Source organism: Enterobacter sp. MGH 16, assembly GCF_000493175.1.
Lineage (GTDB): Bacteria > Pseudomonadota > Gammaproteobacteria > Enterobacterales > Enterobacteriaceae > Enterobacter > Enterobacter roggenkampii.
In genome coordinates, this window is record NZ_KI535695.1 from 3,487,487 (window position 1) to 3,504,695 (window position 17,209).

Consider the following 17,209-nt stretch of genomic DNA (forward strand, 5'->3'; position numbering starts at 1 on the left):
GCTTCCACTCATTGAAGCGTAGATCGGGCTACAGGGATGTCAAAGAAAAGATGGGCGCTTACGCGATCTCTTTGTATTCCGGGATCTGCATCAGCTCGTCCTGCATGATCTCTCGCGCAGCACGTACGCATTTACCGCATTGATTTCCCACCGGAACAAATTTGCGAAGCTGCTGGAATGACTGGGGCTGAAACTGGCGAACGGCCTGACGTATTTTTTTGTCGCTTACACCATTACATAAACAAACGTACATAGAAACTCCCGTTCAAATTATGCGCAAAGTGTAAGTGAGAATGGTTATGATTACAATAGCACAAACGCCAGAATGCGGGGCGGGAGCAGGCAAAAAATGCGAAATTTTGTGACGACGCCTGAGCGGTAGAAAACAAAAAAGGACGCCGAAGCGTCCTTTTTTAATTCAGGGATAATTAATTAGCCCAGAACTTTAGCAACAACGCCCGCGCCAACGGTACGGCCGCCTTCACGGATTGCGAAACGCAGACCGTCGTCCATCGCGATTGGGTGGATCAGCGTCACAACCATCTTGATGTTGTCGCCTGGCATTACCATCTCAACGCCTTCTGGCAGTTCGATGGTACCGGTCACGTCAGTAGTACGGAAGTAGAACTGTGGACGGTAGCCTTTGAAGAACGGAGTATGACGGCCGCCTTCGTCTTTGGACAGGATGTACACTTCAGATTCGAACTTGGTGTGTGGCTTGATTGAGCCTGGCTTCGCCAGAACCTGACCACGTTCGATTTCTTCACGTTTGATACCACGCAGCAGAACACCAACGTTCTCACCAGCACGGCCTTCGTCCAGCAGTTTGCGGAACATTTCAACGCCAGTACAGGTAGACTTCGCAGTCTCTTTGATACCAACGATTTCAACTTCTTCACCAACTTTGATGATACCGCGCTCTACACGACCGGTAACAACGGTACCACGACCGGAGATGGAGAATACGTCTTCGATTGGCAGCAGGAATGGCTTGTCAATCGCACGCTCTGGTTCTGGGATGTAAGAATCCAGGAAGCCAGCCAGTTCGATGATTTTCGCTTCCCACTCAGCTTCGCCTTCCAGCGCTTTCAGAGCAGAACCACGAACGATTGGAGTATCGTCGCCTGGGAAATCGTACTGAGACAGCAGTTCACGAACTTCCATCTCTACCAGTTCCAGCAGCTCTTCGTCATCAACCATGTCGCATTTGTTCAGGAACACGATGATGAAAGGAACGCCTACCTGACGACCCAGCAGGATGTGCTCACGAGTCTGAGGCATTGGGCCGTCAGTCGCAGCAACAACCAGGATCGCGCCGTCCATCTGCGCAGCACCGGTGATCATGTTTTTAACATAGTCGGCGTGGCCTGGGCAGTCTACGTGTGCGTAGTGGCGAGTCGGGGTGTCGTATTCAACGTGGGAAGTGTTGATGGTGATACCACGAGCTTTTTCTTCTGGTGCGTTATCGATCTGGTCGAATGCACGAGCAGAACCACCGTAGGTTTTAGCCAGAACGGTAGTGATTGCAGCAGTCAGGGTAGTTTTACCATGGTCAACGTGGCCGATAGTACCAACGTTGACGTGCGGTTTTGTACGTTCAAATTTTTCTTTAGACACGGCTATATTCCTTACTATAGTGCTCTCCCCTCTGGAGAGAGCACGGGACTTAGGTTTTAATCCTGTGGATTACTTACCACGGGCTTCAATAACGGCCTGAGCAACGTTGTTAGGCGCATCATCATACTTCAGGAATTCCATGGTGTATGATGCACGACCTTTGGTCAGAGAACGCAGCTGAGTTGCATATCCGAACATTTCAGACAGCGGAACTTCAGCGTGGATCTTAACGCCAGTTACTTCGGATTCCTGACCACGCAGCATACCGCGACGACGGCTCAAGTCACCGATAACGTCACCGGTGTTCTCTTCAGGAGTTTCTACTTCAACCTTCATGATTGGCTCAAGCAGAACTGGTTTTGCTTTCTTAAAGCCTTCTTTAAAGGCAATAGACGCAGCCAGTTTAAACGCCAGTTCAGAGGAGTCAACGTCGTGGTAAGAACCGAAGTGCAGACGAACACCCATGTCAACAACCGGATAGCCAGCCAGAGGGCCCGCTTTCAGCTGTTCCTGGATGCCTTTATCAACGGCTGGGATGTATTCGCCAGGAATTACACCACCTTTGATGTCGTTGATGAACTCGTAACCTTTCGGGTTAGAGCCCGGCTCCAGTGGGTACATGTCGATCACAACGTGACCGTACTGACCGCGACCACCAGACTGCTTAGCGTGTTTACCTTCAATGTCGGTAACTTTCGCGCGAATCGCTTCGCGGTAAGCAACCTGAGGTTTACCCACGTTCGCTTCAACGTTGAATTCACGCTTCATACGGTCAACGATGATGTCCAGGTGCAGTTCACCCATACCAGCGATGATGGTCTGGTTAGATTCTTCATCAGTCCATACGCGGAATGATGGGTCTTCTTTCGCCAGACGGCCCAGAGCCAGACCCATTTTTTCCTGGTCAGCTTTGGTTTTTGGTTCAACTGCGATGGAGATTACCGGCTCTGGGAATTCCATACGCTCCAGAATGATCGGGTGATCCGGGTCACACAGGGTGTCACCAGTGGTCACGTCTTTCAGACCGATAGCTGCAGCGATGTCGCCCGCACGAACTTCTTTGATCTCTTCACGTTTGTTAGCGTGCATCTGTACGATACGGCCAAAACGCTCACGCGCCGCTTTCACGGAGTTCAGGATGGTGTCACCGGAGTTAACCACACCAGAGTAAACGCGGAAGAAGGTCAGGTTACCCACGAATGGGTCGGTAGCAATTTTGAACGCCAGTGCAGAGAATGGCTCTTCGTCGCTTGCGTGACGCTCAGCCGGGGTATCTTTACCGTCGTCCAGGATGCCGTTGATCGCAGGAACGTCAACTGGGGATGGCAGGTAGTCAACTACCGCATCCAGCATCGCCTGAACACCTTTGTTCTTGAACGCAGAACCACAGGTTACCAGGATGATTTCGTTGTTCAGAACGCGCTGACGCAGAGCTTTTTTGATCTCTTCTTCAGTCAGTTCTTCACCACCCAGGTATTTCTCCATCAGCTCTTCAGAAGCTTCAGCAGCGGATTCGATCAGGTTCTGGTGCCATTCGTCAGCCAGGTCCTGCATTGCAGCTGGGATATCTTCGTATTCGAAGGTAACGCCCTGGTCTGCATCGTTCCAGTTGATGGCTTTCATTTTCACCAGGTCGATAACGCCGGTGAAGCCTTCTTCAGCACCAATTGCCAGCTGCAGCGGAACAGGGTTCGCGCCCAGACGGGTTTTGATCTGACCAACAACTTTCAGGAAGTTAGCACCCATACGGTCCATTTTGTTAACGAACGCGATGCGTGGAACTTTATATTTGTTCGCCTGACGCCATACGGTTTCAGACTGTGGCTGAACACCACCAACTGCGCAATAAACCATTACCGCGCCGTCAAGAACACGCATGGAACGTTCTACTTCGATGGTGAAGTCAACGTGCCCTGGGGTGTCGATGATGTTTACGCGATGCGGTTCGTACTGCTTAGCCATACCTGACCAGAATGCAGTAGTCGCTGCGGAGGTGATAGTGATACCACGCTCCTGCTCCTGTTCCATCCAGTCCATGGTGGCTGCGCCGTCATGAACTTCACCGATTTTGTGGTTTACACCGGTGTAGAACAGAATACGTTCGGTAGTAGTGGTTTTACCGGCGTCGATGTGCGCACTGATACCGATGTTACGGTAGCGTGCGATGGGTGTTGTACGAGCCATTTGATTCCTCGTTTATATCTTTAGGCGTTCAGTTAAGTTACCCAGAGCGGGCGGCTTCTCTGAAGCGCCCGCCTGGTGACTAAGACTCCGAAGGGATTACCAACGGTAGTGTGCGAACGCCTTGTTGGCTTCTGCCATACGGTGAACGTCTTCACGTTTCTTAACTGCAGTACCTTTGTTGTCTGCAGCATCAGAAAGTTCGTTCGCCAGACGCAGAGCCATGGATTTATCACCGCGTTTACGAGCAGCTTCAACGATCCAACGCATTGCCAGGGCATTACGACGAACCGGACGAACTTCAACTGGAACCTGATAAGTAGAACCACCAACGCGGCGGGACTTAACTTCTACAGTTGGGCGAACGTTGTCGAGAGCGACTTCGAAAGCTTCCAGTTCATTTTTACCAGAACGCTGAGCCAGGGTCTCCAGCGCGCTGTATACGATTGCTTCTGCAGTAGATTTTTTACCATCTACCATCAGGATATTTACAAATTTTGCCAGCAGTTCTGATCCGAATTTCGGATCTGGAAGAATTTTACGCTGACCAATGACGCGACGACGTGGCATGGGAATACTCCGTTGTTAATTCAGGATTGTCCAAAACTCAAAGAGTTTAGTATGACATTAAGATAAATCAGTTTGGCCTTACTTAACGGAGAACCATTAAGCCTTAGGACGCTTCACGCCGTACTTGGAGCGAGCCTGCTTACGGTCTTTAACACCTGAGCAGTCCAGCGCACCACGAACGGTGTGGTAACGAACACCCGGAAGGTCTTTAACACGACCGCCACGGATCAGGATCACGGAGTGCTCCTGCAGGTTGTGACCTTCACCACCGATGTAGGAAGTCACTTCGAAACCGTTAGTCAAACGCACACGGCATACTTTACGCAGTGCGGAGTTTGGTTTTTTAGGAGTGGTGGTATATACACGAGTACATACACCACGTTTCTGCGGGCAGGCTTCCAGCGCAGGCACGTTGCTTTTCGCAACTTTGCGTGCACGTGGTTTGCGTACCAGCTGGTTAACTGTTGCCATTAAATAGCTCCTGGTTTTAGCTTTTGCTTCGTAAACACGTAATAAAACGACCTCATACAATATGAGGACGCGAAATTTTAGGGCTACGTCGAAAAGGTGTCAAGAAATATACAGCGATCTCAAATCACCAGTTCATTTGACTGGCGTGCGTCACAGTAAGATTGACGAAATCAGTATAGCCAACCACGTCAATTTTGGCTGAAATTTGACAAGAAAGACCCCGCGCATCCAGATCGTCTTTCAGCGCAGAAACTGTTATGGGGGCATTCGTGAGCATTTCAACGAAACGGCTGCCTTCAAGTGCAGCAAGCACGCCGTCCTGAATTAGCAGCAGGTCATCACCGTCGCGCAGCATACTCAGTAACGCGTCGATATCACATTGCCATGGTGAATGGCTCAGAGTATGGAGCATGGCAGCCTCAGAAGGTCAAAACGGTGTCGTAGTGGGAAAGGTGTTCGCGCAATGCCGCAGAAGAGACGACGGTCACATCCAGCACGAAAGGCGTCTTCTCATCCAAACCGCGAGCGGCCAGCGAGTCGGCGCAGACATACAGGGTTTCAATGTCATACAGCGGCAGCACTTTAAACGTAGCGATGTAATCCCGCGCCAGAATGGCCTGTGGCTGCTGACCCGCCAGAAGCTGAAACACACCGTCCCCTAAAAAGAAGACGCCGATATCTTCGGTCAGCGCGGACGTCGCAAGTAACGCATCCAGTCCTTCGCGGCCAGAAGCGCTCCCGTGCGGCGCAGACGCAAAAACAAATGCCACGCGCTTCATCAGAATTGCACCACTCTATCGCAGGTGAGCGCCGCCTGTGCCAGCGCGCCCAGACCGCTTAACGAAAAACCGGGCTGCAGGTTAGAACCCGACAAACCAAGACGGGCGGCTTCGGTTGCATCGGTCACGCCGCGGCGCAGTGCCGCCGCCACGCAGATGTGCAGTTCTACGCCCTGCTTTTCGTTTAATGCCTGCCAGCCGCGCACCACATCAAACTCATCGCTCGCCGGCGACGTAAACTGGTTCGCGTTATACACCCCTTCCCGATAGAAGAAGACGCTCGCCAGCTCATGTCCGGCTGCCAGCAGCGCATGCGCAAACTGCAGCGCGCTGCTGGCCTGCTGAGTCCCGTACGCCGGGCCTGTCACCATTAACGCATAACGCATTACTTGTCTTGTCCCAGGAAATCACCGCTTTTGAACTGGCGAATATAGAGGTAGACCGTGTGCTTGGAGATGTTGAGACGATCGGCCACCTGGTTGATGGCGTCTTTAATATCAAAAATCCCTTTTTCATAGAGATTGAGCACGATCTGGCGATTCTTGGCGTTGTTCGAGACGTTGCGGTCGGCATTCACCTCTTCAATGGTGAACTCAAGCGTCTGCGTGACGAGATCTTCGACGGAAGAGGCAAAGTTAACAGAAGAGCCAACATCCGGCGTTTCGGGTGGAATAAAGGTGCTCATGATCTGCGAGAAAGGCACATCAAGGTTCATGTTGATGCACAGCAGCCCAATAACACGATGCTCGCGGTTTCGAATCGCGATGGTTTCTGATTTCATCAGCACGCCGCTTTTGGCGCGGGTGAAATAGCATTTGGAGACGCTGCTGTCCGCGCCGGTCATGTCATGCAACATACGCAATGCAAGGTCGGTAATTGGCGAGCCAATTTTACGGCCAGTATGCTCACCATTCGCAATGCGGATGGCGGAACACTTCAGATCTTGCAGGGAGTGCAATACGATTTCGCAGTGGGAGCCAATGAGCATCGCTAACCCGTCCACTACCGCTTCATAGGATTTCAGAATATCGAAGTCGGTCTGGTCAAAAGGACGTTGATCCAGCAAATCAAGTTCACTGGTTTCGTTGGTTAAAAGCGACCTGGACATGAAAAAAACACTCCTTTTCAGGAGCCTGTCGTTAGGTTTTCAGGGCAGGCTCATTATCTACACGGACAACTAAATTAATACAGCGTGCCTAACGCTTTCCAGTGTTAATTATATCTGCCCCACAATAAAAAACCGCCGCCTTAAAGGCGGCGGTTTTTTTTCAGCATTACTTCTTAGCAGCAGCGGCTTTATCGTCAGCCGGTGCGTCTGCCTTGGCATCCGCTTTCGGTGCCGGTTTGATGTCCAGCAGCTCTACGTCAAAGACCAGCGTAGAGTTGGCAGGGATCCCCGGAACGCCGGTTTTGCCATAGGCCAGATCCGGTGGGATGACCATCTTGATCTTGCCGCCTTTCTTGATGTTTTTCAGGCCTTCAGTCCAGCCAGGGATCACACCATCCAGACGGAAGGAGAGCGGCTCACCACGGGTGTAAGAGTTATCAAACTCTTTACCGTCGATCAGCGTACCTTTGTAGTTCACGACAACCGTGTCGCTGTCTTTAGGCGCATCGCCGGTGCCTTCTTTCTCAACTTTGTATACCAGGCCAGTCGAAGAGGTTTTCACACCCTTCTCTTTAGCGAAGGCATCGCGGTAGGCTTTGCCTTTCGCTTCGTTGTCTTTAGCGTCCGCGTCCATCTTAGTCTGCGCGGCGCCCTTCACACGCGCTTCGAACGCCTGCAGAGTCTGTTCAATTTCCTGGTCAGACAGCTTGCTCTTATCGGCAAATGCGTCCTGAACGCCTGCGATCAGCTGAGCTTTATCCAGTTTGATGCCCAGTTTCTCTTGTTCTTTCAGAGAGTTTTCCATGTAACGACCCAGAGATGCGCCCAGTGCGTAGGCGGATTTCTGGTCGTCATTTTTGAACGCTGCTTTGCTGTCTGCAGTGGCAGCAGGCTTCGCAGCAGTATCAGCAGCGAATGACAGCGGCGCGTTCAGCGCAACAGCCATCGTCGTCGCCAGCAGCGTTACTTTAAACAGTGATTTCATCCATATCTCCAGGGCCTGGGGACTCTCACCCCAGCGTTAAACGTAAATGAGTGACGTACTATAAAACGTTGCAGAAGAAATCTACAGACAGACACGTCCAATTCTCGCCACTTTTCAGACTATTTTTGTTTAAATAAGTTTCTTGCCAGAGGGATGCGAACTGTACTTAAGGATAAACTCAGTTAAACTGCGCCGCCGCTGGGCCATTATGGCGAATCTGAAATAAACGAGGTGAATGATGAAGGATACAACGATAGAAGCGAGAATGGCTGAGCTGGAAAGCCGCCTGGCTTTTCAGGACATCACCATCGAAGAGCTAAACCAGACCGTGACCGCACATGAGCTCGAAATGGCGAAACTGCGGGATCATATGCGCCTGCTGACGGAAAAGCTGAAGGCTACGCAGCCGTCGAACATCGCCTCTCAGTCAGAAGAGACGCCACCTCCTCATTATTGAGGCGTAAAAAAAGCGGGATAATCCCGCTTTTTTATTTTCCGCATGACGGAATTAGTGGCAGCCGCAGCCGCCGTTACCGCAACCACCTTTACCGTGGCCGTGGTCATGACCATGGTCGTGGCCGTGACCACCGCAGCAGCCGTCGTGGCCGTGATCGTGGTCATGGTCGTGACCGTGCGCACCGTGAACGTGGCCATGAGCCAGCTCTTCTTCGGTCGCTTCGCGGATCGCAACAACTTCTACGTTGAACTTCAGGTTCTGGCCAGCCAGCATGTGGTTGCCGTCAACCACGACGTGGTCATCTTCCACTTCGGTGATTTCAACTGGAACCGGGCCCTGGTCGGTTTCCGCCAGGAAGCGCATGCCAACCTGCAGTTCGTCAACGCCCATGAACACGTCTTTAGGAACGCGCTGAACCAGGTTGTCGTCATACTGACCGTAAGCGTCGTTCGCGCCTACAGCAACGTCAAATTTGTCGCCAACTTCATGACCTTCCAGCGCGTTTTCCAGGCCGGAAATCAGGGAACCGTGACCATGCAGGTAGTCAAGCGGCGCACTCACCGGAGACTCATCAACCAACACACCGTCTTCTGTACGTACCTGATAGGCCAGGCTGACAACCAGGTCTTTTGCTACTTTCATGATATCTCCTGAGCGTGGGAAAATTGCTGGCGCAGATTGTAGCGGAAATCTGCACCTGTGTACCCTTTAGCTTAAAAAAACTCAGGGCATATCGCTAGTCCGGATGAAAAATCCCGATAACTTGCTCTTCTTTGCGAACGTGCTCGCGCGCCTCTTTGTCGGCCTCACGCATCTGGTGACCGCACTTAACACACTCAACAACATCAATATTATTTTCCCGCCACATCGCCAGGGTGTCTTGCGCCTGGCAGGTCGGGCATTTTGCACCCGCGATAAAGCGTTTACGTACAGCCATCTTTCGTTACCCTTTATTCAAATTCATCCCAGCCATCGAGCTGGCGTCGTTCCTGCTGCATCTCGCGCTGGAAGATCTCCTCCAGCTCGCGACGGGCTTCCCGCACGCGGGAGATCTGCGCCGTATCGGTATGGACCGGCATCAGCTCGCGCAGCATCCGCATATCCAGCCGGCGGAAATGCATCTGGGCGCGCTGCGCCTGATGCGGATGCATGCCAAGCGAGATCAGCGCCTTGCGCCCCAGCTCCAGCGCACTGGAGAACGTCTCACGGGAGAAGTGTTTCACACCCGCCTGCAATAATTCGTGAGCTTCAACACGTCCCCGCGCACGCGCCAGAATATGCAGATGCGGGAAATGCTGCTGGCAGAGATCCACCAGCTTCATCGTGTCTTCCGGGTCGTTACAGGTAATGACGATGGACTCTGCCGCCTCTGCCCCCGCCGAGCGCAGTAGCTCAAGCTGGGTCGCGTCGCCGTAGTAAACCTTGTAGCCATATTTGCGCATCAGGTTGACCGCGCTGATATCCCGCTCCAGCACCGTAATGCGCATTTTGTTCGCCATCAGCAAACGGCCGATTACCTGTCCAAAGCGGCCAAAGCCCACCACGATCACCTGGGGCTTATCGTCTTCCACCCACGGCGCTTCGTCTTCATCGTCTGTCGGGTTCAGGCGGCGCGACAGCAGTCTATCCACCATCTTCATCAGCAGCGGCGTGGTCATCATGGACAGCGTGACCGTTACCAGCAAAAGCGCCATCTGATCGTCTTTAAACAGCTTCTGGGACGAGGCGGTAGAGAACAGCACAAACGCGAACTCGCCTCCCTGGCTCAACACGCTCGCAAACTGCATGCGCTCCGAACTGCGCAGGCCGTAAATGCGCGCCATAACGTACAGCACCAGCGTTTTCACCGCCACCAGGATAGCGACGCTCACCACAACCCACAGGAGATGGGTATAGAGCACGCCAAGGTTGAGCGCCATCCCCACCGAAATAAAGAACAACCCCAACAGCAACCCTTTGAAGGGATCGATGGCAATTTCCAGCTCGTGGCGGTATTCACTTTCCGCCAGCAGTACCCCGGCGATAAAGGTCCCGAGCGCCATCGACAGCCCCAGCGCGTCCATAAACAATGCCGACCCCAGCACCAGCAGCAGCGTCGCGGCGGTAAACACCTCGCGCACGCCGGACGCGGCAATAAAGCGGAATACGGGACGTAACAGGAAACGTCCGCCAATCAGCATCCCCGCGAAGGCCAGCACCTTCATGGCGATTTTCGCCCAGTCAAAGTGGTCGTCGCCGGAGCCCGCCAGCAGCGGCACCAGCGCCAGCGCCGGGATGACCGCCAAATCCTGGAACAGCAGCACCGAAAAACCCAGCTGACCGGCTTCGTTACGGTTCATCCCCTTGTCGCGCATCAGCTGCAGGGCCATCGCCGTCGACGACATCGCAAGGCCTATTCCGCCGATCACCGCCGCCTGCCAGGAGAAATTCGTCAGCATTAACAGGCCACCCAGAATCGCGGCGCTGAGCAACACCTGCGCGGCACCTACGCCAAAGATGGAGCGTCGGAGCTGCCACAATTTTGAAGGGTTCAGCTCAAGGCCAATGATGAACATCAGGAACACCACGCCCAGCTCGGAGAAGTGGAGTATTTCATCCACATCGCTGATGAATCCCAGTCCCCAGGGGCCAATGGCGATCCCCGCCAGCAGATACCCCAGTACCGCACCGATACCAATACGCGCTGCAAGCGGCACCGCGACGACGGCCGCAAATAAAAACAGCACCCCGGCGAGGAGCAAATTCGATCCTTCCATTAACGCCCTCCTGCCGGAATCGGTGACGCCAGCCATTCACCGTAGGCTCTGGCGTGGCTGGCCAGCTCTTTCGGATCCTGACGACGGGCCCAGTAGACAATAATCGGGTTCATCCAGTGCATACGGCACATGGCCGCCGTCAGCTCGAAAGGCCGCAGAATGTCGCTCATCGGATAACGGTTCAGCCCGTCGTGGCGGTAGGCGCTTTCGGGTTCACCGGTCGTAATCACACTACGCCAGTACTTTCCCGCCAGCTGGTTGCCCCCCACCCCGCTGGAGAAGCCCCGACTCAGCACGCGGTCCAGCCACTCTTTGAGCAGCGCCGGACAGCTGTAGGTATAAAGCGGATGCTGGAACACAATCACGTCATGCTGACGCAGCAGTTCCTGCTCATAAGGAATATCAATAAAGAAATCAGGATAGTGCGCGTAGAGATCGTGCACCGTCACGTTGCTGAGCTGAGTAGCCGGCTTAAGCAGCACCCGGTTTGCCACCGAGTCCTGAGATTCCGGATGGGCATACAGCAGCAGCACTTTTGCTGTCTGAGACATCATTCCCCTCCCGGTCTTGTTTCTGTTTTTGTGTATCGTCGCTGTTTTGGGCTACCATGACGGCCCGGTGCGGAAAATGGCCCACACCTTACATTATCATAATGACAAATTAACATAGTCGGAACATACGGCGCTTCTATGATTGTTTTCTCCTCGTTACAAATTCGTCGCGGCGTGCGCGTCCTGCTGGATAACGCCACTGCTACCATCAACCCGGGCCAGAAAGTGGGTCTGGTCGGCAAAAACGGCTGTGGTAAATCCACCCTGCTGGCGCTGCTGAAAAACGAGATTAGCGCGGATGGCGGTAACTTCACCTTCCCGGGGAACTGGCAGCTCGCCTGGGTAAACCAGGAGACGCCCGCGCTGAGCGAACCGGCACTCGACTATGTTATCGACGGCGACCGCGAATACCGCAGGCTCGAAGCGGAGCTCAATGCCGCCAACGAGCGCAACGACGGTCACGCCATCGCCACCGTTCACGGCAAGCTGGACGCCATCGACGCGTGGACCATTCGCTCCCGCGCCTCCAGCCTGCTGCACGGCCTGGGCTTCAGCAATGAGCAGCTGGAACGCCCGGTCAGCGACTTCTCCGGCGGCTGGCGTATGCGCCTCAACCTGGCGCAGGCGCTGATCTGCCGCTCTGACCTGCTGCTGCTCGATGAACCGACTAACCACCTCGATCTCGATGCGGTTATTTGGCTGGAGAAGTGGCTCAAGAGCTATCAGGGCACTCTGATTCTGATCTCCCATGACCGCGACTTCCTCGACCCGGTGGTGGATAAAATCATTCATATCGAACAGCAAACGATGTTCGAGTACACCGGCAACTACAGCTCCTTCGAGCGCCAGCGCGCGACGCGTCTTGCCCAGCAGCAGTCCATGTACGAAAGCCAGCAGCAGCGCGTGGCGCACCTGCAAAGCTTTGTGGATCGCTTCAAGGCCAAGGCGTCAAAGGCGAAGCAGGCCCAGAGTCGCATCAAGATGCTGGAGCGCATGGAGATGATCGCCCCGGCGCACGTCGACAACCCGTTCCACTTCAGCTTCCGGGTCCCGGAAAGCCTGCCAAATCCCCTGCTGAAAATGGAAAAGGTCAGCGCGGGTTATGCCGACCGCATTATTCTCGACTCCATCAAGCTCAACCTGGTGCCGGGTTCACGTATTGGTCTGCTCGGGCGCAACGGTGCCGGTAAATCCACGCTGATCAAACTGCTGGCGGGCGAGCTTAATCCGGTCAACGGTGAAATCGGCCTGGCGAAGGGCATCAAGCTGGGTTACTTCGCCCAGCATCAGCTGGAATTTTTACGCGCGGATGAATCCCCGATTCAGCACCTCGCGCGTCTGGCGCCGCAGGAGATGGAGCAGAAGCTGCGCGACTATCTCGGCGGCTTCGGCTTCCAGGGCGATAAGGTCACCGAAAACACCGAGCGCTTCTCCGGCGGCGAAAAGGCCCGTCTGGTGCTGGCGCTGATCGTCTGGCAGCGCCCGAACCTGCTGCTGCTCGATGAACCGACCAACCACCTGGATCTCGACATGCGTCAGGCGCTGACCGAAGCGCTGATTGAATTCGAAGGGGCGCTGGTTGTCGTTTCGCACGATCGTCACCTGATCCGCTCCACCACGGACGATCTCTACTTAGTGCACGACGGCAAAGTCGAACCGTTCGACGGCGATCTGGAAGACTACCAGCAGTGGCTGACGGACGTGCAGAAGCAGGAGAACCAGCCGGAAGAATCAGCGAAAGACAACGCCAACAGCGCGCAGGCACGTAAAGACCAGAAGCGCCGTGAAGCGGAGCTGCGCACCCAGACGCAGCCGCTGCGTAAAGAGATTGCCCGTCTCGAAAAAGAGATGGAAAAGCTCAACGCCACGCTTGCTACCGTTGAAGAGAAGCTGGGCGACAGCGGTCTGTATGACCAGAGCCGTAAAGCGGAACTGACGGACTGCCTGCAAACGCAGGCGAAGACCAAATCCAGCCTTGAAGAGTGTGAGATGGCGTGGCTGGATGCGCAGGAACAGCTGGAAACAATGCTGCAGGCTGACTGAATTCATTGCTCCGTTTAGCCTGGTTCGGAAATCCAGGCTAAACGGAGTACAATTCGGAAAGTATCGTAAATTTCCGACAAGAATCAGCATCGCGCCTATGACCCAAATCATTCCATCAGGCTTCGACATTGCCGCCGAAGACAGCACTGAGTTCGTGCCTATGCGCGGCGTCGCCAATCGCCATTTGCAGACCATGCTGCCGCGACTGATCCGCCGCAAGGTTCAGTTCACCCCACACTGGCAGCGGCTAGATCTGCCAGACGGTGACTTTCTGGATCTCGCCTGGAGCGAAGCGCCGGAGCAGGCTCGCCATAAGCCGCGGCTGGTGGTTTTTCACGGTCTGGAAGGCAGCCTGCACAGCCCGTATGCACACGGGCTCATTGAGGCAGCCAAAGCGCGCGGCTGGCTCGGCGTGGTGATGCATTTTCGCGGCTGCAGCGGCGAGCCGAACCGGCAGAAGCGTATCTATCACTCGGGTGAAACCGAAGACGGCACGTGGTTTTTACACTGGCTGCGGGACAACTTTGGCACCGTGCCCACCGCGGCCGTAGGCTACTCGCTGGGCGGAAATATGCTGGCCTGCCTGTTAGCTAAAGAAGGGGAAAGCGTCCCGCTGGATGCCGCCGTCATCGTCTCCGCCCCGTTCATGCTGGAGCAGTGCAGCTACCACATGGACAAAGGCTTTTCCCGCGTCTATCAGCGCTACCTGCTCAACCTGCTGAAGGCCAATGCCGCGCGTAAACTGAAAGCCTACCCGGATACTCTCCCGGTCAGCCTGCGCCAGCTGAAAAAAGTGCGCCGCATACGCGAATTCGACGATCTGATCACCGCGAAAATTCACGGCTTCGCCGATGCAATTGACTATTATCGTCAATGCAGCGCCATGCCGCTGCTCAGCAAGATCACGCAGCCAACGCTGATCATTCACGCCAAAGATGACCCTTTTATGGATCATCACTCGATTCCCGCTCAGGAATTCCTGCCCGACAACGTTCACTATCAGTTGACCGAGCACGGCGGCCACGTCGGGTTTATCGGCGGCACGCTGCGCCGCCCGAAAATGTGGCTTGAGACGCGTATTCCTGACTGGCTAACCCCTTATCTGGACGGTGCAACATGATTATTCCCTGGCAGGATCTGGCTCCCGAAACGCTCGATAATCTGATTGAAAGCTTTGTATTACGCGAAGGCACCGATTATGGTGAACAGGAACGCTCGCTTGAGCAAAAGGTCAACGATGTAAAGCGCCAGCTGAAAAGCGGCGACGTGGTGCTGGTGTGGTCAGAACTGCATGAGACGGTCAATATCATGCCCCGCAACGCGTTTCACGGCTGATCTTCCACCCTTTTCAGTCAGGGAGTTGCTATGTCTGCCAGACATCCGGTTATTGCCGTTACGGGGTCGAGTGGTGCGGGAACCACCACCACCAGCCTCGCATTTCGCAAGATTTTCGCCCAGCTGAATCTCCGTGCGGCGGAGGTCGAAGGCGACAGCTTTCACCGCTACACGCGCCCGGAGATGGACATGGCCATCCGTAAGGCGCGCGATCTGGGTAAACACATCAGCTACTTCGGTCCGGAAGCCAATGACTTCGGCCTGCTGGAACAAACCTTTATTGAGTACGGCCAGAGCGGTAAAGGGCAGTCCCGCAAGTATCTGCATACCTATGATGAAGCCGTTCCCTGGAATCAGGTGCCTGGCACCTTTACCCCCTGGCAGCCCCTGCCGGAACCTACCGACGTGCTGTTCTACGAAGGATTACACGGCGGCGTGGTCACGCCGCAGCACGACGTGGCGCGCCACGTGGATCTGCTGGTTGGCGTGGTGCCTATCGTTAACCTGGAGTGGATCCAGAAGCTGACGCGTGACATGAGCGAGCGCGGCCACTCGCGCGAAGCAGTGATGGATTCGGTGGTGCGCTCCATGGAAGACTACATCAACTTCCTGACGCCGCAGTTTTCCCGCACCCATATCAACTTCCAGCGCGTGCCGACGGTGGACACCTCCAACCCGTTCGCGGCCAAAAGTATCCCATCCCTGGATGAGAGCTTTGTGGTGATCCATTTCCGCAATCTCGAAGGCATTGACTACCCCTGGCTGCTGGCGATGCTGCAGGGCTCGTTTATTTCTCACATGAATACATTAGTCGTACCGGGCGGAAAAATGGGGCTGGCGATGGAGCTCATCATGACGCCGCTGGTGGAGCGACTGATGGAAGGGAAACAGATCGCGTGAGTTTTTTGCCCGGGGCGCTGCGCTTACCGGGCCAACGGTCGTGCTTTTGTAGGGCGGGTCAGCGAAGCGCCACCCGCCAAAACATTAAGCCTCGATCACTTCATACGAATGGGTGATGTTTACCGCTTTCTCCAGCATTAACGCCACAGAGCAGTACTTCTCCGCAGACAGGTCCACCGCACGTGAAACCGCCGCGTCTTTCAGTTCTTTACCGGTGACCACAAAGTGCAGATTGATGTGGGTGAACAGGCGTGGCGCCTCTTCGCGGCGTTCTGACGTGAGTTTGACCTCACAATCCGTCACGTCATGACGGCCTTTTTGCAGAATCGACACCACGTCAATGGCACTGCATCCCCCTGCCGCCATCAGCACCATTTCCATTGGGCTGGGCGCTTTATCGCCGGAGTTACCATCCATCAAAATCTGATGTCCTGACGCGGACTCGCCCAGGAACGTTAAACCTTCAACCCACTTCACGCGCGCTTGCATATTCTTAAACTCCAACGTTGCATTTTTGGTGACAGATTACGCGTGCGTTACATTTCTCGCAATGGAAGGCGACCTGCATCATGCTGAAGCGAGACACCAGGAGACACGCGGCGAAAGCTATGCTAAAACACTCAGGATGCTACAGTAATACATTGACGTTACACATGTATGCAGAGGACATCAAACTTTACTGGCTGCGAAACGTTACGGTAGCCGACTTCCCAGGGTATGGGTAAGAATTCGATTGCAACCCCAGAGTCCGGATGCATCTGATGACTCTGGTGACAGCTTATAACAGAGGATAACAGCGCATGGTGCTTGGCAAACCGCAAACAGACCCGACTCTCGAATGGTTCTTGTCTCATTGCCACATTCATAAGTACCCATCAAAGAGCACGCTGATTCACCAGGGTGAAAAAGCGGAAACGTTGTATTACATCGTTAAAGGCTCGGTGGCAGTGCTGATCAAAGATGAAGAAGGGAAAGAGATGATCCTTTCTTATCTGAACCAGGGCGATTTCATCGGTGAACTGGGCCTGTTTGAAGAGGGCCAGGAACGTAGCGCCTGGGTTCGTGCAAAGACAGCATGTGAAGTGGCTGAAATTTCTTACAAGAAGTTCCGTCAGCTGATTCAGGTTAACCCTGACATTCTGATGCGTCTCTCTTCCCAGATGGCGCGCCGTCTGCAGGTCACCTCAGAGAAAGTGGGCAACCTCGCCTTCCTGGACGTGACGGGCCGCATCGCACAAACTCTGCTGAACCTGGCGAAACAGCCGGACGCCATGACCCATCCGGACGGCATGCAAATTAAAATTACCCGTCAGGAAATTGGTCAGATCGTCGGTTGCTCCCGTGAAACAGTGGGCCGTATCCTGAAAATGCTGGAAGATCAAAACCTGATCTCCGCCCACGGTAAAACCATCGTGGTTTACGGAACGCGTTAATTCCGCTTAAACGGCGTGCCATC

General features: G+C 54.4%; 21 protein-coding genes. 6 read left to right on the forward strand and 15 right to left on the reverse strand.

Going from position 1 to position 17,209, the window contains the following annotated elements:
* Nucleotides 1–58: 58 nt before the first annotated feature.
* The 10 genes from bfd to fkpA all read right to left on the reverse strand — a co-directional run bounded on the left by bfd (nt 59) and on the right by fkpA (nt 7,711).
* Nucleotides 59–253, reverse strand: a complete 195-nt coding sequence (bfd, locus tag L362_RS06450; RefSeq protein WP_008503493.1) for a bacterioferritin-associated ferredoxin — start codon at nt 251–253, stop codon at nt 59–61.
* Nucleotides 254–432: 179 nt separating this feature from the next.
* Nucleotides 433–1,617 (reverse strand): elongation factor Tu, encoded by a 1,185-nt coding sequence (gene tuf, locus L362_RS06445; RefSeq protein WP_014068448.1) that lies wholly within the window; start codon nt 1,615–1,617, stop codon nt 433–435.
* 69 nt (nt 1,618–1,686) lie between these two features.
* A complete protein-coding gene (gene fusA, locus L362_RS06440; protein WP_008503004.1) occupies nt 1,687–3,801 on the reverse strand; it encodes an elongation factor G in 2,115 nt (704 codons plus the stop codon).
* Between the two features lie 96 nt (nt 3,802–3,897).
* Nucleotides 3,898–4,368: a 30S ribosomal protein S7 gene (gene rpsG, locus L362_RS06435; protein WP_004106370.1), complete on the reverse strand. Its 471-nt coding sequence runs from the start codon at nt 4,366–4,368 to the stop codon at nt 3,898–3,900.
* A gap of 96 nt (nt 4,369–4,464) precedes the next feature.
* Nucleotides 4,465–4,839 carry a 30S ribosomal protein S12 gene (gene rpsL, locus L362_RS06430; protein ID WP_000246815.1) on the reverse strand — a complete coding sequence of 125 codons (375 nt, stop codon included), beginning with the start codon at nt 4,837–4,839 and terminating at the stop codon, nt 4,465–4,467.
* A gap of 124 nt (nt 4,840–4,963) precedes the next feature.
* Nucleotides 4,964–5,251: a sulfurtransferase complex subunit TusB gene (gene tusB, locus L362_RS06425; RefSeq protein ID WP_023345013.1), complete on the reverse strand. Its 288-nt coding sequence runs from the start codon at nt 5,249–5,251 to the stop codon at nt 4,964–4,966.
* Between the two features lie 7 nt (nt 5,252–5,258).
* Nucleotides 5,259–5,618: a sulfurtransferase complex subunit TusC gene (gene tusC / locus L362_RS06420; protein WP_008503006.1), complete on the reverse strand. Its 360-nt coding sequence runs from the start codon at nt 5,616–5,618 to the stop codon at nt 5,259–5,261.
* Nucleotides 5,618–6,004 carry a sulfurtransferase complex subunit TusD gene (gene tusD / locus L362_RS06415; protein WP_023345014.1) on the reverse strand — a complete coding sequence of 129 codons (387 nt, stop codon included), beginning with the start codon at nt 6,002–6,004 and terminating at the stop codon, nt 5,618–5,620. Before tusD ends, tusC begins: the two co-directional genes overlap by 1 nt.
* Nucleotides 6,004–6,726 carry a helix-turn-helix transcriptional regulator gene (locus L362_RS06410; protein WP_003861697.1) on the reverse strand — a complete coding sequence of 241 codons (723 nt, stop codon included), beginning with the start codon at nt 6,724–6,726 and terminating at the stop codon, nt 6,004–6,006. Before L362_RS06410 ends, tusD begins: the two co-directional genes overlap by 1 nt.
* Nucleotides 6,727–6,892: 166 nt before the next feature.
* Nucleotides 6,893–7,711: an FKBP-type peptidyl-prolyl cis-trans isomerase gene (fkpA, locus tag L362_RS06405; RefSeq protein WP_008503008.1), complete on the reverse strand. Its 819-nt coding sequence runs from the start codon at nt 7,709–7,711 to the stop codon at nt 6,893–6,895.
* A gap of 238 nt (nt 7,712–7,949) precedes the next feature.
* Between fkpA and L362_RS06400 the strand changes: the two genes are divergently transcribed.
* On the forward strand, nt 7,950–8,168 hold the full coding sequence (locus L362_RS06400) for a protein SlyX (protein ID WP_008503009.1): 219 nt from the start codon (nt 7,950–7,952) through the stop codon (nt 8,166–8,168).
* A 51-nt stretch (nt 8,169–8,219) separates the two neighbouring features.
* Here the strand turns inward: L362_RS06400 and slyD are convergent, their stop codons facing one another.
* The 4 genes from slyD to kefG form a co-directional block, all read right to left on the reverse strand.
* Nucleotides 8,220–8,810, reverse strand: a complete 591-nt coding sequence (slyD, locus tag L362_RS06395; RefSeq protein ID WP_008503010.1) for a peptidylprolyl isomerase — start codon at nt 8,808–8,810, stop codon at nt 8,220–8,222.
* Between the two features lie 94 nt (nt 8,811–8,904).
* Complete coding sequence (locus L362_RS06390) at nt 8,905–9,105, reverse strand: YheV family putative zinc ribbon protein (protein ID WP_008503011.1); 201 nt, start codon at nt 9,103–9,105, stop codon at nt 8,905–8,907.
* 13 nt (nt 9,106–9,118) lie between these two features.
* Nucleotides 9,119–10,924, reverse strand: a complete 1,806-nt coding sequence (kefB, locus tag L362_RS06385; protein WP_023345015.1) for a glutathione-regulated potassium-efflux system protein KefB — start codon at nt 10,922–10,924, stop codon at nt 9,119–9,121.
* Nucleotides 10,924–11,478: a glutathione-regulated potassium-efflux system ancillary protein KefG gene (gene kefG / locus L362_RS06380; protein WP_065365756.1), complete on the reverse strand. Its 555-nt coding sequence runs from the start codon at nt 11,476–11,478 to the stop codon at nt 10,924–10,926. Before kefG ends, kefB begins: the two co-directional genes overlap by 1 nt.
* A gap of 135 nt (nt 11,479–11,613) precedes the next feature.
* Between kefG and L362_RS06375 the strand changes: the two genes are divergently transcribed.
* The 4 genes from L362_RS06375 (at nt 11,614) to L362_RS06360 (ending at nt 15,753) form a co-directional block, all read left to right on the forward strand.
* Nucleotides 11,614–13,518: an ABC transporter ATP-binding protein gene (locus L362_RS06375; RefSeq protein ID WP_023345017.1), complete on the forward strand. Its 1,905-nt coding sequence runs from the start codon at nt 11,614–11,616 to the stop codon at nt 13,516–13,518.
* A 97-nt stretch (nt 13,519–13,615) separates the two neighbouring features.
* Nucleotides 13,616–14,638, forward strand: a complete 1,023-nt coding sequence (locus L362_RS06370; RefSeq protein ID WP_023345018.1) for a hydrolase — start codon at nt 13,616–13,618, stop codon at nt 14,636–14,638.
* Nucleotides 14,635–14,853: a YheU family protein gene (locus L362_RS06365; protein ID WP_008503016.1), complete on the forward strand. Its 219-nt coding sequence runs from the start codon at nt 14,635–14,637 to the stop codon at nt 14,851–14,853. Before L362_RS06370 ends, L362_RS06365 begins: the two co-directional genes overlap by 4 nt.
* A gap of 30 nt (nt 14,854–14,883) precedes the next feature.
* Nucleotides 14,884–15,753, forward strand: a complete 870-nt coding sequence (locus tag L362_RS06360; protein WP_008503017.1) for a phosphoribulokinase — start codon at nt 14,884–14,886, stop codon at nt 15,751–15,753.
* An 84-nt stretch (nt 15,754–15,837) separates the two neighbouring features.
* Here the strand turns inward: L362_RS06360 and L362_RS06355 are convergent, their stop codons facing one another.
* Entirely contained in the window at nt 15,838–16,242 is a 405-nt protein-coding gene (locus L362_RS06355) for an OsmC family protein (RefSeq protein WP_023345019.1), read from the reverse strand.
* 311 nt (nt 16,243–16,553) lie between these two features.
* On the opposite strand from L362_RS06355, the gene crp reads away from it, so the two are divergent.
* Nucleotides 16,554–17,186: a cAMP-activated global transcriptional regulator CRP gene (gene crp / locus L362_RS06350; protein ID WP_000242758.1), complete on the forward strand. Its 633-nt coding sequence runs from the start codon at nt 16,554–16,556 to the stop codon at nt 17,184–17,186.
* Nucleotides 17,187–17,209: the final 23 nt, after the last annotated feature.

Bases quoted from the DNA above. Each gene is read 5' to 3' on its own strand.
- slyD (WP_008503010.1), bottom strand. From the start codon at position 8,810: ATGAAAGTAGCAAAAGACCTGGTTGTCAGCCTGGCCTATCAGGTACGT.
- L362_RS06390 (WP_008503011.1), bottom strand. From the start codon at position 9,105: ATGGCTGTACGTAAACGCTTTATCGCGGGTGCAAAATGCCCGACCTGC.
- crp (WP_000242758.1), top strand. From the start codon at position 16,554: ATGGTGCTTGGCAAACCGCAAACAGACCCGACTCTCGAATGGTTCTTG.
- fkpA (WP_008503008.1), bottom strand. From the start codon at position 7,711: ATGAAATCACTGTTTAAAGTAACGCTGCTGGCGACGACGATGGCTGTT.
- fusA (WP_008503004.1), bottom strand. From the start codon at position 3,801: ATGGCTCGTACAACACCCATCGCACGCTACCGTAACATCGGTATCAGT.
- L362_RS06355 (WP_023345019.1), bottom strand. From the start codon at position 16,242: ATGCAAGCGCGCGTGAAGTGGGTTGAAGGTTTAACGTTCCTGGGCGAG.
- L362_RS06375 (WP_023345017.1), top strand. From the start codon at position 11,614: ATGATTGTTTTCTCCTCGTTACAAATTCGTCGCGGCGTGCGCGTCCTG.
- rpsG (WP_004106370.1), bottom strand. From the start codon at position 4,368: ATGCCACGTCGTCGCGTCATTGGTCAGCGTAAAATTCTTCCAGATCCG.
- tusB (WP_023345013.1), bottom strand. From the start codon at position 5,251: ATGCTCCATACTCTGAGCCATTCACCATGGCAATGTGATATCGACGCG.
- kefG (WP_065365756.1), bottom strand. From the start codon at position 11,478: ATGATGTCTCAGACAGCAAAAGTGCTGCTGCTGTATGCCCATCCGGAA.
- L362_RS06360 (WP_008503017.1), top strand. From the start codon at position 14,884: ATGTCTGCCAGACATCCGGTTATTGCCGTTACGGGGTCGAGTGGTGCG.
- rpsL (WP_000246815.1), bottom strand. From the start codon at position 4,839: ATGGCAACAGTTAACCAGCTGGTACGCAAACCACGTGCACGCAAAGTT.
- L362_RS06400 (WP_008503009.1), top strand. From the start codon at position 7,950: ATGAAGGATACAACGATAGAAGCGAGAATGGCTGAGCTGGAAAGCCGC.
- L362_RS06410 (WP_003861697.1), bottom strand. From the start codon at position 6,726: ATGTCCAGGTCGCTTTTAACCAACGAAACCAGTGAACTTGATTTGCTG.
- L362_RS06370 (WP_023345018.1), top strand. From the start codon at position 13,616: ATGACCCAAATCATTCCATCAGGCTTCGACATTGCCGCCGAAGACAGC.
- L362_RS06365 (WP_008503016.1), top strand. From the start codon at position 14,635: ATGATTATTCCCTGGCAGGATCTGGCTCCCGAAACGCTCGATAATCTG.
- tusC (WP_008503006.1), bottom strand. From the start codon at position 5,618: ATGAAGCGCGTGGCATTTGTTTTTGCGTCTGCGCCGCACGGGAGCGCT.
- bfd (WP_008503493.1), bottom strand. From the start codon at position 253: ATGTACGTTTGTTTATGTAATGGTGTAAGCGACAAAAAAATACGTCAG.
- kefB (WP_023345015.1), bottom strand. From the start codon at position 10,924: ATGGAAGGATCGAATTTGCTCCTCGCCGGGGTGCTGTTTTTATTTGCG.
- tusD (WP_023345014.1), bottom strand. From the start codon at position 6,004: ATGCGTTATGCGTTAATGGTGACAGGCCCGGCGTACGGGACTCAGCAG.